This window comes from Marinobacterium zhoushanense (assembly GCF_014641945.1).
Taxonomy (GTDB): domain Bacteria; phylum Pseudomonadota; class Gammaproteobacteria; order Pseudomonadales; family Balneatricaceae; genus Marinobacterium_D; species Marinobacterium_D zhoushanense.
Window position 1 is genome coordinate 43178 of sequence record NZ_BMIJ01000003.1, and the last position, 15125, is coordinate 58302.

General features: G+C 56.7%; 14 protein-coding genes and 3 tRNA genes. 12 read left to right on the forward strand and 5 right to left on the reverse strand.

The window, feature by feature from the left end:
* Positions 1–9: 9 nt before the first annotated feature.
* Positions 10–705, reverse strand: coding sequence for a class I SAM-dependent methyltransferase (locus tag IEX40_RS07255; protein ID WP_188746815.1), 696 nt, complete (start codon positions 703–705; stop codon positions 10–12).
* 223 nt (positions 706–928) lie between these two features.
* On the opposite strand from IEX40_RS07255, the gene IEX40_RS07260 reads away from it, so the two are divergent.
* From IEX40_RS07260 to IEX40_RS07315, 12 genes are all read left to right on the forward strand, one after another.
* Positions 929–1303 carry a diacylglycerol kinase gene (locus IEX40_RS07260; protein ID WP_188746817.1) on the forward strand — a complete coding sequence of 125 codons (375 nt, stop codon included), beginning with the start codon at positions 929–931 and terminating at the stop codon, positions 1301–1303.
* Positions 1304–1685: 382 nt separating this feature from the next.
* On the forward strand, positions 1686–3173 hold the full coding sequence (gltX, locus tag IEX40_RS07265; protein WP_188746818.1) for a glutamate--tRNA ligase: 1488 nt from the start codon (positions 1686–1688) through the stop codon (positions 3171–3173).
* A gap of 165 nt (positions 3174–3338) precedes the next feature.
* Positions 3339–3414 (forward strand) — tRNA-Ala (locus IEX40_RS07270).
* A gap of 19 nt (positions 3415–3433) precedes the next feature.
* Positions 3434–3509, forward strand: a tRNA-Glu gene (locus IEX40_RS07275).
* Positions 3510–3536: 27 nt separating this feature from the next.
* Positions 3537–3612, forward strand: a tRNA-Ala gene (locus IEX40_RS07280).
* A 147-nt stretch (positions 3613–3759) separates the two neighbouring features.
* A complete protein-coding gene (locus IEX40_RS07285) occupies positions 3760–4527 on the forward strand; it encodes a CLCA_X family protein (protein WP_188746820.1) in 768 nt (255 codons plus the stop codon).
* 105 nt (positions 4528–4632) lie between these two features.
* The gene (locus tag IEX40_RS07290; protein ID WP_188746823.1) at positions 4633–5778 is read left to right on the forward strand and encodes an HD-GYP domain-containing protein; all 1146 of its coding nucleotides are present in this window, start codon (positions 4633–4635) and stop codon (positions 5776–5778) included.
* A gap of 194 nt (positions 5779–5972) precedes the next feature.
* The gene (locus tag IEX40_RS07295) at positions 5973–8228 is read left to right on the forward strand and encodes a sensor histidine kinase (protein WP_188746825.1); all 2256 of its coding nucleotides are present in this window, start codon (positions 5973–5975) and stop codon (positions 8226–8228) included.
* A gap of 52 nt (positions 8229–8280) precedes the next feature.
* Positions 8281–9024, forward strand: a complete 744-nt coding sequence (locus IEX40_RS07300; protein ID WP_188746827.1) for a spermidine synthase — start codon at positions 8281–8283, stop codon at positions 9022–9024.
* 117 nt (positions 9025–9141) lie between these two features.
* Complete coding sequence (locus tag IEX40_RS07305; RefSeq protein WP_188746836.1) at positions 9142–10665, forward strand: diguanylate cyclase domain-containing protein; 1524 nt, start codon at positions 9142–9144, stop codon at positions 10663–10665.
* 30 nt (positions 10666–10695) lie between these two features.
* Positions 10696–11142 (forward strand): secondary thiamine-phosphate synthase enzyme YjbQ, encoded by a 447-nt coding sequence (locus IEX40_RS07310; protein WP_188746838.1) that lies wholly within the window; start codon positions 10696–10698, stop codon positions 11140–11142.
* Positions 11143–11246: 104 nt separating this feature from the next.
* Positions 11247–12473 carry an EAL domain-containing protein gene (locus IEX40_RS07315; protein ID WP_188746839.1) on the forward strand — a complete coding sequence of 409 codons (1227 nt, stop codon included), beginning with the start codon at positions 11247–11249 and terminating at the stop codon, positions 12471–12473.
* Here IEX40_RS07315 and IEX40_RS07320 read toward each other — a convergent pair.
* Genes IEX40_RS07320 through purM form a run of 4 tightly spaced genes read right to left on the reverse strand, consistent with a single transcriptional unit; the run spans position 12407 to position 15102 of the window.
* Positions 12407–12688, reverse strand: coding sequence for a YfcL family protein (locus tag IEX40_RS07320; RefSeq protein ID WP_188746841.1), 282 nt, complete (start codon positions 12686–12688; stop codon positions 12407–12409). The genes IEX40_RS07315 and IEX40_RS07320 overlap by 67 nt on opposite strands.
* Positions 12685–13386 carry a DUF3108 domain-containing protein gene (locus IEX40_RS07325; protein WP_188746843.1) on the reverse strand — a complete coding sequence of 234 codons (702 nt, stop codon included), beginning with the start codon at positions 13384–13386 and terminating at the stop codon, positions 12685–12687. Before IEX40_RS07325 ends, IEX40_RS07320 begins: the two co-directional genes overlap by 4 nt.
* Positions 13387–13391: 5 nt before the next feature.
* Positions 13392–14042, reverse strand: coding sequence for a phosphoribosylglycinamide formyltransferase (purN, locus tag IEX40_RS07330; RefSeq protein ID WP_188746845.1), 651 nt, complete (start codon positions 14040–14042; stop codon positions 13392–13394).
* A 1-nt stretch (position 14043) separates the two neighbouring features.
* Positions 14044–15102 (reverse strand): phosphoribosylformylglycinamidine cyclo-ligase, encoded by a 1059-nt coding sequence (gene purM, locus IEX40_RS07335; protein ID WP_188746847.1) that lies wholly within the window; start codon positions 15100–15102, stop codon positions 14044–14046.
* Positions 15103–15125: the final 23 nt, after the last annotated feature.

Below are 15125 nucleotides of genomic sequence, written 5' to 3' on the forward strand. Positions count from 1 at the left end.
CCTATGCCGTCAAGGGTTGCGTGCCGCTATCCGTGTCGCCCGTCCCTGGCGCAGCAACTGGAGTTCCAGTACCTCGAATCCGCACAGTGTCAGCAGATTGCTGATATCCTCTGCGCTGTAGCGATTGTGTTCGAAGTAGTCACGAAAACAGTCGTTCATCTCCGGCGCATCCAGCTCGGCGTTGGCGAAGTCGGTGTCGGGGAATTTGTGCTGCAGGAAAGTGTCCAGTGGCTGACGGACCATATCGGTCAATATCAGCACGCCGCCCGGCCTGAGCCAGTGACGCAGTGCGCGGAACAGCATAACGGGCTGAAACAACTCGTGAATCAGCATGTTGGCCAGGCAAGCGTCCAATGAATGGTGAGGGAAGACCATATCGCCGGGCGCGTTGAGGTCGGAGACCCGAATCTCCAGGTTGTCAGGCTTTGCTTCAATGCTGGCCAGCATGTATGGCGCGATTTCGATGCCGGTGAGTCGATAGTCCGGGTGCTGGTCTGCCAGCTCCTTGAGGAAAAGTGCCGGTCCGCAGCCCAGGTCGGCAATGTTCAGGCTGTCGGCGGCCGGGACGTGAGTACGCCAAAATGCCCAGAAGTCCGTATCATGATTACGCTCGTGGGTGCTGACCGTCTTTGCTGCTGCCTTGGCGCCATTGCCGCCATGATGCTGCGCCAGGAAGCGTCGCGTTTCATTCAGCTTGTCACTCACCGGGCATCTCCTTGATCCAGCCTTGGCTCCACGCCAGGCGTTACGGCACGTCGGCTCAGGTTGCATCTGCGTAGTTGCATCTGCTTAGTTGCGTGTGCTTAAGAGTATAATGCGATAAAAGGCAGGAGCGAGAATGGCGTGACTGTTTTAGAAAGCGAAGGGGTATTCGGACAATAGGGCGCCGCAGTTTAGTTGGTCGCCGCTAGATTAAAGAGGTGAAAGAGTGATCGTAACCAAATCCAAGGGATTGGCGCGGTTTTACCACGCTACTCGTTATTCCATTAAGGGTATCCGGGCCGCCTATGCCAGTGAGCCGGCGTTCCGCTACGAGGTTTGGATCGCGACGCCGATGATACCGCTTGCCTTTTTGGTGGCTGAAACCGGACTGCAGCTGGGGGTGTTGATTTCGGCGCTGCTCATGGTGCTGATGATGGAGCTGCTGAATACCGCTATAGAGGCGATAGTGGATCGTGCGGGTACCGAGTTCCACCAGTTGGCAGGCTTGGCCAAGGATCTCGGGTCAGCCACCGTATTCCTCTCGCTGCTGATAACGGCTGCGGTATGGGGTGGTGTGATCTGGGATAATTTTTTCCGCTAATCCAGCAGGAGCGTCTGTTCCCGGCAAAAAAAAAACGCCGCTATCCTTACGGATGCGGCGGGTTCGCAGTGCCCCTCGTGTGCGAAAAAGTTGGTTCGGCGGCCGTTGCTTAGCGTCTGGCTCACCAACCTGATCTGTATAAAGCATTCTCCGTGCCAACTAAGTAGAAACACTGGTTTTCGGCAGATAGCAGGGAATTCCTGCTGCAAAGAGGGTGAAAATGAGTGTATTGATGCACCATCTCGGTGCTGGCGTGCTCTCATCGAGTGCTTTTTGCCAAATTCGGTTATGGCGGGCTACCGTTCCCTCACTCTAATGGCGAAGGGGCGCCCGCAAGGGCTATAATCGCCTTTTTTTCACGATTGGATCAAAACAGGACATCATGACTGTTCGTACTCGTATTGCACCTTCTCCAACCGGTGATCCTCACGTAGGGACCGCTTATATTGCGCTGTTTAACCTCGCTTTTGCCCGTCAGCACGGCGGACAATTCATTTTGCGCATTGAAGATACCGATCAGACCCGCAGTACACCCGAGTCGGAGCAGGCGATTCTCGATTCCCTGCGTTGGTTGGGGCTCGAGTGGGATGAAGGACCTGACGTCGGGGGTGAACACGGTCCCTATCGCCAGAGTGAGCGCAAGGCGATGTACAAGGACTTCGCCATGCGTCTGGTCGAGGAAGATAAAGCCTTCCTCTGCTTCCGCACCGCGGATGAACTGAATGATCTGCGTGAGCAGTTAAAAGCCTCGGGTGCGCAGCGTGCACTCAAGCAGCAGGACCTGGAGCTGCCGGCCGATGAGGTTGAACGTCGCATGGCGGCTGGAGAACCCTACGTGGTTCGGATGAAGGTGCCGACCGAGGGTGTTTGCGAAATCGATGACATGTTGCGTGGCACCATGGAGCTGGACTGGGCTCAGGTCGATGCGCAGATTCTGCTCAAGTCCGATGGCATGCCGACCTATCACCTGGCCAATATCGTTGACGACCATTTGATGAAGATCACCCATGTCATTCGCGGCGAGGAGTGGATCAACTCGGCACCCAAACACAAACTGTTGTACGAGTATTTCGGTTGGGACATGCCGAAGCTGTGTCACATGCCGTTGTTGCGCAACCCGGATAAATCCAAGCTGTCCAAGCGTAAGAATCCGACCAGCATCCTGTATTACCAGCGCATGGGCTATATGCCTGAGGCGCTGCTGAACTATCTGGGTCGCATGGGTTGGTCGATGCCGGATGAGCGGGAGAAGTTCAGCCGGGAGGAGATGTTCGCTGCGTTCGATATCCAGCGCGTTTCCCTGGGTGGCCCCGTGTTCGACCAGGAAAAGCTGAGCTGGCTCAACGGCCTGTGGATTCGCGAAAACCTGTCGCCGGAGCAGTTTGCGGCCCGTGTCCAGGAGTGGGCGCTCAATTCTGCCTACCTGTCGCAGATCATTCCGCTGATTCAGCCCCGGGTGGAGAAGTTTTCCGACGTTGCGCCGCTGGCCGGCTTCTTCCTGTCCGGCATGATGCCGGTGAGTGAGGCGAGCTTCGAGCACAAGAAGTTGAGCATCGATGATGTGCGCCGCATCCTTCAGTTCGCCTCCTGGTATCTGGACGAGCTGCGCCACTGGGATCGTGATCAGCTGTTTGAGGGATTGAAGGCGGTCGGCGAGGCGATCGACTTCAAGATACGAGACTTCCTGTTCCCGCTGTTTGTTGCGATCTCCGGTACTTCGCAGAGCGTATCGGTTGTCGATGCGATGGCTATCCTGGGCCCGGATATCAGCCGCGCTCGTGTGCGTCATGCGCTTGAGGTTATTGGCGGACCGTCCAAGAAACAGGCGAAGAGCTGGGAAAAAGAGTATAGGGCGCTGAATCCCGGTTGATCCGACTCTGATTCACTGCGGCCGTCACGCCGGTCACCGGTGTTGACGGCCGTTTTTGTATAAAAACTAACCTGTTGATCGTAAAAGAAAAAATCATTCAGTCTGTTGGGAAAAACGCTTGACACTTAAATGGGCTATAAGTAGTATACGCCCGGTCTTTACGGAGGGGCCTTAGCTCAGCTGGGAGAGCGCAACACTGGCAGTGTTGAGGTCAGCGGTTCGATCCCGCTAGGCTCCACCAAATCCGTAAACGTCACTGCGTCCCATTCGTCTAGTGGCCTAGGACACCGCCCTTTCACGGCGGTAACAGGGGTTCGAACCCCCTATGGGACGCCATCTAAAGCAGGTATTATACCTGTGTGTGGGGCCTTAGCTCAGCTGGGAGAGCGCAACACTGGCAGTGTTGAGGTCAGCGGTTCGATCCCGCTAGGCTCCACCAATCTCAAAGTTCAAACAGCATCCTCTTGAACGTGTATTCGCTAGCTCTGTGGCAGTTCGCTGCTCATCGCGTGAGAAACGGCTCGCTTTTGTGTGCTCGTATGGTGCTGTACTGGGCTAAGTGCTGGCAAAGTCGCACGAGCGAGAGATGAAAGAGCGGGACTACTATCGCAATGGGCCGGATCATCGGGCGGGGCGGGAGATCGACTTTGCGCTCATCCGTCGGCACTTTGATTTCAAGACGATCCGTATTGGCCGCTGGGTTACTGCTCAGGAGCAGCGGCGGGCGGCAAACCATTTTTTTGAAGCCCTGTGCGACCTGATGGCAATCCTGCGCGTGCCGGAAGCGGTAATATCGCTGCGCGGTACCCTGGGGTTGCACTATGGCACCGGAGGCCGGCCAGGCGTAGCGGCGCACTATGATGCCGGACAGCGGGTATTTGCGCTGGCGAAAAACGCAGGGCCTGGCAGCATTGCGCATGAATGGTTTCATGCTTTTGACCATTACATAGCTTGCCAGGCTTTCTCTGGTCAGGCTTCAGGCGTATTTGGATCTCGCGCCTGGTTGCACGATTGCCAGCAGATCTCCCACCCACTGAATCAGCGCCTCTATGCCTGTTACCACCGGATTATGCTCAACGAGGATGGCAGTGCGCCAAGTGAGCTGGTACAGCGCTCGTTGGCGATGGATAGGCAGCGCGGTTCTCGTTACTACAGCTTGCCGGAAGAGGTGTGTGCCAGAGCCTTCGAGGCCTGGGTGCAGGATGCCGTGCTGAAGAACCAATTTTTGGTCAAGGGTACGCGCCAGTCTCCGGAAGCCTTATCCGGGCTCTATCCGCAAGGGGAGATCAGGAAACGGATCAATGAGGCCTTCAGCGGTTACTTTTATACCCTGGGTTACGCACTCAGTCGCTGATCAGCGGCTACACTTGGCGTTATAATGCTGCTCAAATGTTTTCAATTAGCGACAAATACATACAGATAGTGTGTGTTTGTCGGCTTCAAGGTTAAGGGGACCGGGATGTCGGAGCTGATCTACCTTTGCGTGAGCGAAGAGATGCTCGAATCACTATCTGGATGTCTGTGCGACGACTACTCGCTTACTGTGATTCATACGCCCGCTGAACTGGTTGACCGACTTCAGGAGAGCGATGGTGCGGGCAGTGCTGAGCGCCTGTTTCTGCTCGACGCCCAGGCTTTGGATCACCTCGGAACCGATCGTTGCGCGGGTGCTATCGCTGTCGCTCATGCGAACTCGGTACCGACGATTATGTTGTGTGAGTCTGGTGAGCAGAAGGAGAGGTCCGTTGCGCTGGGGTGTGAGGACTACCTGTGCCGACCGCTGTCGCTGCCGATAACACAAAGCAAGCTGGGTACGCACCTGCGGATGAATGCGTTGCGACAGCAGGTTGGTGATCAGCATGATGCCATGGAGCACATACTCTCCGAGCTTGCCGTGGTGCAGGATGCCGCGATTCTCTGCCTGGCGTCGATAGCGCGTGTACGCGATCACTCCACCGGTAACCATATTCTGCGCACTCAGCACTATGTCAAAGCACTGGCCGAGCATTTGTGCCACCATCCGCGCTTTGCTGAGGAGTTGGACCGTGACACCATCGAGCTGTTGTATAAAACGGCTGCATTGCACGATATCGGCAAAGTGGCGATTCCAGACGCTATATTGCAAAAGCCTACTAAACTTACCGACGATGAGTTCGAGCTGATGAAGCGCCATACGATCTTCGGGTATCAGGCGATGCACACGGCGGAACAGTTGATGGAGCGTAACGTCGGAGTCCAGGCCGCCAAGTTCCTGCGTATAGGCCAGCAGGTGACCTTGAGCCATCATGAGCGCTGGGATGGTACTGGTTACCCCCAGGGGTTGAAGGGCGAAGCGATACCGCTGGTGGCACGGCTGATGGCCGTGGCCGATGTGTATGATGCGGTCTGTTCGCGACGGCCGTACAAGGATGCATTGAGCCATGAAACGGCTTCGAGGACGATCATCGAGGGACGGGGCACCCATTTCGATCCTGATGTGGTGGATGCGTTCGAGGACCTGAAAGACACCTTTGAGTATGTCTCCGCTATCCTGGAGGACCGCTTTCCTTCGCTTAGCGATCTGACGTTGCATTCGCTCGAAGGACTCGAGCAGGCGATCCAGTGACGGGTTAAGGATGAGCAGTCTGCAGAATGTGGGGCATAGCGAAGCGGGATAAATTGAACCGGGATGCAAAACCTGGGATAGGGGCAGGAGCTGCAAACACGGGCGTTGTTCCCGAGAGCAGGAAGCTGTCTATCTTTGATGTCATCAGTCGAGGCTATATAAAAAGCGCGCTGATACCGATCATCCTGATAGAGTTGGCGCTGATTGCCGCTTATCTCCTGACCAACTACCTCATCCATAGCGAACATGTCCGGATGATGCGTGAGAATGCCAACACCAGTCTGCGGGAAACTGCTCTACTGGAGGCGAGCACCGTCGATCATCGGTTGCAGGCGGTCACTCAAATGGCGGCTGTCTACGCCGCGATGACGGCGGAGGCTCTCGACTCCGATTTCGAACCCGGCCCTGACGAGCGGCAGCGTTATACCTTCAGCCCTGAAGGTGCCTGGTATACCAGCTCAGATACCGGCGGCGCGGCGCTGTTCTACTCATCCATCGCGACTATAGGGGTGGCGCAGCAGCAGAAGGCCTGGCGGCTTGCGCAGCTGGACCCACTGATGAAGCAGGTTGTCGACGGCAGTGATTTGATCGCCCAGGCCTATTTCAACTCCTACGATTCGATGAATCGTATCTATCCCTATTTCGATGTACTCGAGCAGTATCCGGTTGATATCGATATCCCCACCTACAACTTTTACTACGAGGCGGATGCGGAGCATAACCCGGAACGCGGGGTGGTCTGGACCGATGTGTATGTGGATCCGGCGGGGCAGGGCTGGATGGTATCGGCAATCGCCCCGGTATATGCTCGGCAGAGCAGCTTCCTGGAGGGGGTGGTGGGGCTCGATGTCCAGGTGTCCGCGGTTATCGACCAGATTCTGTCGTTGAAGCTGCCCTGGGAAAGTTATGCGATGCTGCTGGACAGCGGCGGTACCATCATGGCGATGCCGCAGAGTGCCGAGCTGGACTGGGGGCTGAAGGAGCTGACCAGTCACAGCTATGATCAGGCCATACGGCAGGATATGTTCAAGCCGGAGCGGTTCAATATCTTCAAGCGTCCGGATACCGAGCCTCTGGCCGCGCAATTGGTCTCTCCCGAGGGTATTGTCACGCTTTCACTGAACGGCAGGTCCAAACTGGCCACCTGGGCTACTATCCCCAATACCGGCTGGCGTCTATTGATTATCGTCGACGAGGCTGAGCTCTATGCTGACACCCATGCCGTGAAGCAGCGTTTCGACGTGGTCGGCTATGCCATGCTCGCACTTTTAATCCTGTTTTATCTGCTGTTTCTCGGTTTCCTATACCGCAAGGCCGTGCGTATGAGTGGGGCGATCTCCCGCCCTCTGGCTGAGCTGGAGAGCAGGATGTTGGCGATTGGGGAGGGGTATTATCAGCAGCCCCGTACCGGATATGTGATACGAGAGGTGCAGAATATATCCGATGGGTTGGTGGTGATGGGACAGGAGCTTGAGTCGGCGCAGAATAGCTTGATGCAGTTGAACCGCGAATTGGAACAGAGGGTTGAACTGCGTACGGCCGATCTGGCCGACGCCAACCGCGCATTGATTGAGGAGCAGCGCACGCAGTCGCGACTGATCGACCAGCTGCATGTGGCTCAGTCTCAGTTGGTGCAGTCTGAAAAGATGGCCTCTCTGGGGCAGCTGTCTGCCGGTGTTGCGCACGAGATCAATAATCCGCTCTCCTTTGTCAGCTCCAATATCCAGTGCCTTCAGGAGTATGTGTCAGCGTTGATGGAGATTCATCAGGCATATGACGATTTGCTGACCGAGCCGCAACTGCAATCACGGATTCGCCAGCTCAAGCAGCGGTACCGGGTGGCGCTTATTGCAGAGGAGATTCCGGAGATACTGTCCGATACGGTAGAGGGCACCCGCCGAATCAAGGTGATCGTCGATAACCTGCTCAACTTTTCTCATATATCCAATACGGAGTGGCAGGCGGCGAACCTCAACCAGTGTGTTGACGCGACACTGGTCATTGCGCGCAACGAACTGAAACAGAAGGCCAAGGTGGTAAAAGATTTCGCGGAGCTACCGGAGATCCAGTGTGTGCCATCACAAATCAATCAGGTGATCCTGACGCTGTTGATCAATGCTGCGCATGCCATTGAGGGAAAGGGAGAGATTCGGATTCAGACCTGCGTGTATGGTGACGGCGTCAAGATAAGGGTTAAAGACAACGGGTGTGGTATTGCGCGGGACAAGCTGAGCAGGATCTTCGATCCCTTTTTCACCACCAAGGAGGTTGGCAAGGGCACGGGGCTTGGGTTGTCCGTTGCCTACGGGATAGTGCGCGCGCATCAAGGCTGTATTACGGTCGAAAGCGAGCCCGGTGAGGGGAGCTGTTTCGAGGTCTGGTTGCCGTTGATCCCAAGTATAAAAGAGCGGCCCGAAGAGTATGACGGGGCATTGGGAAATACTCGTTAAGGTGGAGTTTGGATCCCGGTGAGGGTAACCTTGCCCGATTTCTGGAGTTTGAATGTCCAGCGCGAGTCGCGAGCTATTTCGTGAATATGATCAATACGGCGTTGTCAGGGTGCTTGAGGAGGGCGATCGGCGAATCCTGAGCTTTGGTGACGACGACGAGCAGAGCAGTGTTTTGAAGAGCGATTCAACTGCCCTGCAGCATGAATATACGCGTGCGATGCTGCTGGTTCTGGCGTTTATCGAGCCGAAGCAGGTGCTCAGTCTGGGGCTTGGTGCCGGAGGGCTTAATACCTGCCTGCATGAGCGGTTTCCCAATATCAGCCAGCAGGTGGTTGAGCTGCGGCCTGCGGTTATTACGGCCGCGCAGCGGTTTTTTCGTCTACCGCGGGGTCGCAGGCTTGAGCTGCACCAGATGGATGCAGGGGTGTTTCTGGGTGGGCCCTCTCAAGGGCGGTTCGATCTGATCTTCAGCGATATTTATGGACCTGAGGGGATGGATGAGCAGCAGATCGACCCCGTGTTTCTTCAGCGTTGCGCTGGGCGTCTGAAAGCAAAGGGTTGGCTGGTATTAAATTGCTGGCGAGAGCATGAGGGAAGTGAGCTGATCAACCTGTTATCGGGGTTGTTCAGCGATATCCGCGGCGTTACCACCAGTGAGGGTAACTGGGTTATTTATGCCGGCATGGAGGGTTGCTCGCACAGCACTAGCCAGCTGAAGCGCAGTCTTAAAACTCTGGAAAAACAGCTGGGGTTTTCGCTTAGCCCGAGTTTCAAACGTTTGCGCACCTATCTGTAATCTCCTGCCGAACGCAACAGCATTACCTTCTGGCCTGATCTATGCTTCTCTTAATTAGCGTCAGCTGGCGATTATGGTGTTGATATCGGGGCTTGGAGCCTCGGATTGGATGGAAGAATGGGAAGGATCTTCGCGAACATTGGCCAGAAAGCGGTGCAGACCTGGCGTGGCTCCAGTACGCGCCTGGCACTGCTGGCGGTGATTCTTTTCCTGTTTTTTGACTTTGCTGCACTGGCACTGAACTTCTGGCTGTCGCTTAGGATTGAGCAGCAGGCGGTCCATATCAACCTGGCCGGACGTCAGCGAATGCTGACGCAGCGCATGGTCAAGACGCTATTGCAGCTTGAGGAGTCCATGCCTGGCGGGGGGGATTATGCGAGAGTTCTTGATGAGCTGGCCGATACCTTCGACCTGTTCGATAAGACGATGACCGGGTTCGTTGTCGGTGGCCTGACTCGCGACGGTTTGGGTCACCAGATCCACCTGTCTCCGTTGCAGAACAGCCGAACCCGGGCGTTGGCACTGGGTGCGCAATCGCTCTGGCAACCGTATCGGGAAAAGGTTCTGGCGGTGATTGAGGGGGAGGGGCGCTCCGGTAATCTGCAGGAGGCGGTGCAGTTGGCGGAGCGTGACAATCTGCATCTACTGGAGCTGATGAACTCTCTGACCTCTGAGCTGGAGGCGGAGACACGGCAGGAAGCGCGCTATATTCGCAGTTTCCAAGGCCTGGCATTCCTGCTGGCCATCTTCAATTTCGCTGTGGCCATCGCTATCTATCTTAAGCGGCTGCACATCGTGCATCAGGAGCGCGACCTGATCGATAAGATCATCAATCGTATAGCCTCAGGCGTTCTCGTGGTGGGTTCGCATAACCGCATATTACGCGCCAACGAGGCGATGGAGCTGCTGACCGGATATGGGGAGGCTGAGCTGGTTGGCTTGTCGGTCGATCAAGTATTGCGGCAGCGTGACAAGGGAATGGTGGTTGAACATCGTGATGGTCAGCTCTACTTCTGCTCGGTCGATGTCAGCCTTGCCCAGCTATCGGGAAAGCTGGTCGAGGTATACACGGTGAACGATGTCACCGATCAGAAGCGCACCGAGAATGAGCTGTCGATCCTGGCATATCACGACCAATTGACGGGCCTGCCCAATCGACTGCTGTTTGATGATCGCCTGAAATTGGAGCTGAATCACTGCCGGCGTCATCAGGTGGGTCTGGCCGTAATCTTCATCGATCTGGATGGCTTCAAACCGGTTAACGATACCTATGGACATGATGTTGGCGATATTCTGCTACGGCAGATAGCGCATCGCCTGGATAACGCTTTGCGCAGCAGTGATACGGTCTCGCGTCGAGGTGGCGACGAGTTCACCCTGATCCTGACCGATCTGCCCGAGCGTAAGGTGCTTGATAGACTGGTATCGGATCTGCTCGAACTGTTGATGCGGAGCTATTCCATAGATGGCGTAGAGGTCGACATCAGCGCCAGTATCGGCATCGCAACCTTTCCCGACAGCGGCCAGAGTGCTGAGGAGTTGCTGCGGCGTGCCGATGAAGCGATGTACTGGGCGAAGCGGGGCGCGCGGCGTATCGCATTCTGGTCCGATATAGAGCCGGAGCTATCTGCTACCCGGTGAAGTGTGTTGGAGTCATAGAGAAAAAATGGAATGAATCAAACTCTGTGGATGCAGCGGAGCATTAGCCTGAAGCCGAGGCGACGTGGTTTTCATCTGATTACCGACGAGATAGAGCGAGCCCTGCCGGAGCTCGGTCAATTGAAGTACGGGCTGTTGCACCTGTTTCTGCAACATACCTCGGCAGCGCTGACGTTGACCGAAAATGCGGACCCGACGGTGCGCCAGGATCTGGAGAGTCACTTCAATCGCGCCGTACCCGAGCGGGAGGGGTTATACCGGCATGACTACGAGGGGATGGACGATATGCCGGCACATATCAAAAGCAGCCTGTTGGGTGTCGATCTGACGTTGCCGGTCACCGATGGCGCCCTCAACCTGGGTACCTGGCAGGGGATCTGTTTGTGCGAGCATCGGGATTGCGCGGGTGTGCGCCGGATCCTTGCTACACTTCAGGGAAGTGCAGGCACCAAGGCTTGACCTCTGGGGCTTGTAGCTCTTTCAGCTACCACTTGTAACGGGGCGGCCGAGGCGCTGTTGGCCTGGGCTTTGCTTACCGATCAGGCGTTGTTTAAGAGGTGAGTATGTCTGATCAGCTGTTTCCTTGGTTTCAACCTATCGTTGACGTTGCCAGTGGCCGTATTGTCGGCTACGAGTCTCTTGCGCGCATGAAGGGGCGCGATGGCAGGGTGATCTCAGCGGCGCCGTTGCTGAATTCCGAACAGGCCGATCCAACCGTTCGACTTCAGCAGGATCGTGCTCTTAGGCGGGAGGCTCTGCGCCAATTCGCGGAGATGGCAGAGCCTGGACAGACGCTGTCGTTGAATATGTCGCCAGAGTGGATAGATTCACTCGATTCCTTCGACCTGTTGCCTACGTTGGAGATGATCCGGGATGCAGGGGTTAGCCCTGATCAGGTGATTATCGAGATCACCGAGGTTAATGGCGATATCGGGCGCATCTGTGAGCTGGCGAGGCGGTATCGGGAGGCGGGCGTGCGTATCGCCTTTGACGATTTCGGTTCTGGCTTTCAGCAGCTTGATCGTCTGCTCGCTTTTACCCCTGACTTCATCAAGATCGATATGCGCATGTTCAGCACCGCTAAGGTCTCGCACCAAAAGAAAGCGCTGCTACAGATGATGGGTGATCTTGGTGCGCGGCTTGGAAGCAAGGTGGTGTTTGAAGGGGTTGAAACGGAGGATGAGCTGTTTCTGGCGCTGCATTGCAATGCCAGTCATATACAGGGATTCATCTTCTCCCCGGCGCAGCCAGAGTTCCTGCCGCCGGAGAGTTTTAAGGAGCAGATGCAGGATCTGCTGTCCCTGCATCTGGACCTGGCCATAGAGGAAACTGCGCGCAGGCAGTGGCATGCGGAGGGTATACACTCGGAGCTGCTGGCGTTGCGAGAACTACTGCTCGCCGGCGGTGCAGAGATCGGCACCAATCTTGACAGCTTCACGCCGGACCCCGATATCCTGCGGTTGTTCATCTGTAACCGTCAGGGGGAGCAGATCTCGGCCAACTGGTGCTTTAATAACGGTCACTGGCAGGCGGATTCCAGCGTAATCGGTTCCAACTGGAGTTGGCGTCCGTACTTCTATCAGTTGGTCGGGTCCAGCGACTACCAGCGCCGGGTGTTGCGATCGTCCGTCTATATCGACATCGCCACAGGTAGCCAATGCCATACATTGACCCTGGCGTTGGACGAACATCGAGTGTTGTTGGTCGATGTGCTGGAGCGCGCTCAGAGCCCACGGCCGATGTCGGCGCTGATCTCATGCCAGAGTGACCTGATACCCAGCTTGTCCTGATCGCTTAGCTTGTCGACTCCAAAGGCTTTATCCAGCGCCAGTTCCAGGCGCTGCGAGAGATGCTGGGTATCGTCTCCACTTTCGCTGCCGATCAGGCCGAGGTGGCCCAGCAGATAGCTGGCATAGAAACGCCGGTCGGCATCATCAATCGCTTGAGCTTCCAGATTGAGAAGGGATTGGTAGGCCTTGTCTGCGGCCTGAGTGTAGCGGGTCATCGTTGCTCCAGATGGTTGAGCAGGAGTCCATACTCCCTGCCGTCGGATTCGGTCTGGTAGAGTTTGACGATCAAATATCCCAGTGCCGGGGCAAACCAGATATGGGTGGTGCGACCGGAGCTTTCGTCACGGATCCGCTCCACCTTGATCGCGTCGTAGTCGCCATCCGGTGTCGTGACCCGCTCCTCGCCCAATACCTTGAATCGGTATTCGGATAGCAGGCCGCCGTCGGCTACGCTGTAGCTGAGCTCGGTTCTACCTGCTGCCAGATCCTTGCGCAGTTGCAGCTGATAACTGAGCTTGTCCTGGGTGTTGCCCGGTATCCGCATATGCCAGGGCTTGTCTTCCACCGTGGTCTTGACCCTTTGTCGTGGCCAGTCGAACTCAAGCTCCACACGCCGCTCCTTGCCGAGTACTTCCCGTCGATACAGGTAGCTCAGCGGACGGATCTGCTCATCGCTATAGGTGAAGTGAGACTCCTCGTGCTGTTTGGCCAGTACGGCGTCTGCCGAGGAGTTGAATATCCAGCTACCATCCTCGAGCTGCTTCAGTTCGCGAACCGCATCGGCGGATATCGCAACGCTGCCGTCCAGTGTGGCGGAGTAGGTGGCGCGGAAGGATTGTAATGAAGCGGCCTGGGCGAGTCCGGACTGAGACAGCGCCAGTGATATCAGCAGTGTACTCAGTCCTTTTCTCATCTTGACTACTCGTCCGTATAGCGGAAACCGTTGGCTGGCAGAGGCGTGCCGTCGAACAGCACGCCCGTGGCGGTCAGTTCAAGGCGTCCGGCGCAGAACCAGGCGACGGCCAGTGGATAGATCTTGTGCTCCAGTATGTGCACCCGCTGCTGCAGGCTTTCGGCGTCATCGCCTGGCAGTACTGGAATGGGTGCCTGTACGACCAGCGGGCCGCCATCAAGTTCCTCGGTGACGAAGTGCACGGTGCAACCGTGTTCAGGGTCGCCCGCTTCGAGCGCGCGCTGATGAGTATGCAAGCCCTTGTGCAGCGGCAGTAGCGACGGGTGGATGTTGAACAGGCGTCCGGCATAGTGGCGCACGAAATCGGGCGTCAGGATGCGCATGAAACCAGCCAGTACCACCAGGTCGGGCTGGTAGCCGTCGATAGTCTCCTGCAGCGCGTTGTCAAACGCGGCGCGGTCCGGGTACTGCTTGTGGTCCATGACCTGAGTATCGATACCGGCGTTGCTGGCGCGGGTCAAGCCGTAGGCATCGGCACGATTGGATATGACAGCGGCAATACGGCCGGCAATACTGCCGGCCGCTATGCTGTCGATGATCGCCTGCAGGTTTGATCCGCTGCCGGAGATCAGGACGACAATCCGTTTTTCACTCATTTCAAGCGTCCAGGCCGCGCAGCTCTACCTGTTCTTCGCCCGCTGAGGCTTGTTCAATGCTGCCGATCACCCAGGCTTTTTCGCCTTCGGCGGCCAGCAGGCTGAGGGCGTCGTCGGCCTTGTCGGCCGGCACACAGATCACCATGCCAACGCCGCAGTTCAGGGTGCGATACATTTCGCGCTGATCCACGTTGCCCTGCTCCTGCAGCCACTTGAATACCGGCGGAATCTCCCAGGAGCTGGTGTCGATCACCGCCTTGGCGCTCTCCGGGAGTACGCGGGGAATGTTTTCCAGCAGTCCGCCACCGGTGATGTGCGACAGCGCGTTGACCTGGCTCTCACGAATCAGCTTGAGCAGTGGTTTGACATAGATACGGGTCGGCTCGAGCAGCGCCTTCGCCAGGTTGGTATCGCCCATCGGCATCCCCAGGTCGGCGCTGCTGATCTCGAGGATCTTGCGGATCAGAGAGTAGCCGTTGGAGTGGGGGCCGGAGGAGGCGAGGGCGATCAGGGTGTCGCCGGTGTTCACCTTGCTGCCGTCGATAATCTCATCTTTTTCCACCACGCCGACGCAGAAGCCAGCCAGGTCGTAATCATCACCTTCGTACATGCCTGGCATCTCGGCGGTCTCACCACCGACCAGTGCGGCACCTGCCAATTCACAACCGGCGCCAATTCCGGTCACGACATCGGCGGCCATATCCACGTTCAGGTGGCCGGTAGCGTAGTAGTCGAGGAAGAACAGCGGTTCCGCGCCGGCGACTACCAGATCGTTGACGCACATTGCGACCAGGTCGATACCGATAGTGTCGTGTTTGCCCAGGTCCATGGCCAGGCGCAGCTTGGTGCCGACACCGTCTGTACCTGAAACCAGTACCGGCTGGCGATAGCCGGCAGGTATCTCGCACAGTGCACCGAAACCGCCTAGACCCCCCATCACTTCGGGACGCGAAGTGCGTTTGGCGACGCCTTTTATGCGTTCGACCAAGGCGTTACCGGCATCGATATCAACACCTGCATCCTTGTAGCTCAGGGATGTTTTTTCAGAACCTGTAGACATGGGACGAATCAACCTTTCAACAG

Bases quoted from the DNA above. Each gene is read 5' to 3' on its own strand.
- IEX40_RS07320 (WP_188746841.1), bottom strand. From the start codon at position 12,688: ATGACCCGCTACACTCAGGCCGCAGACAAGGCCTACCAATCCCTTCTC.
- IEX40_RS07285 (WP_188746820.1), top strand. From the start codon at position 3,760: ATGAAAGAGCGGGACTACTATCGCAATGGGCCGGATCATCGGGCGGGG.
- IEX40_RS07310 (WP_188746838.1), top strand. From the start codon at position 10,696: ATGAATCAAACTCTGTGGATGCAGCGGAGCATTAGCCTGAAGCCGAGG.
- IEX40_RS07290 (WP_188746823.1), top strand. From the start codon at position 4,633: ATGTCGGAGCTGATCTACCTTTGCGTGAGCGAAGAGATGCTCGAATCA.
- purN (WP_188746845.1), bottom strand. From the start codon at position 14,042: ATGAGTGAAAAACGGATTGTCGTCCTGATCTCCGGCAGCGGATCAAAC.
- purM (WP_188746847.1), bottom strand. From the start codon at position 15,102: ATGTCTACAGGTTCTGAAAAAACATCCCTGAGCTACAAGGATGCAGGT.
- gltX (WP_188746818.1), top strand. From the start codon at position 1,686: ATGACTGTTCGTACTCGTATTGCACCTTCTCCAACCGGTGATCCTCAC.
- IEX40_RS07300 (WP_188746827.1), top strand. From the start codon at position 8,281: ATGTCCAGCGCGAGTCGCGAGCTATTTCGTGAATATGATCAATACGGC.
- IEX40_RS07315 (WP_188746839.1), top strand. From the start codon at position 11,247: ATGTCTGATCAGCTGTTTCCTTGGTTTCAACCTATCGTTGACGTTGCC.
- IEX40_RS07305 (WP_188746836.1), top strand. From the start codon at position 9,142: ATGGGAAGGATCTTCGCGAACATTGGCCAGAAAGCGGTGCAGACCTGG.
- IEX40_RS07325 (WP_188746843.1), bottom strand. From the start codon at position 13,386: ATGAGAAAAGGACTGAGTACACTGCTGATATCACTGGCGCTGTCTCAG.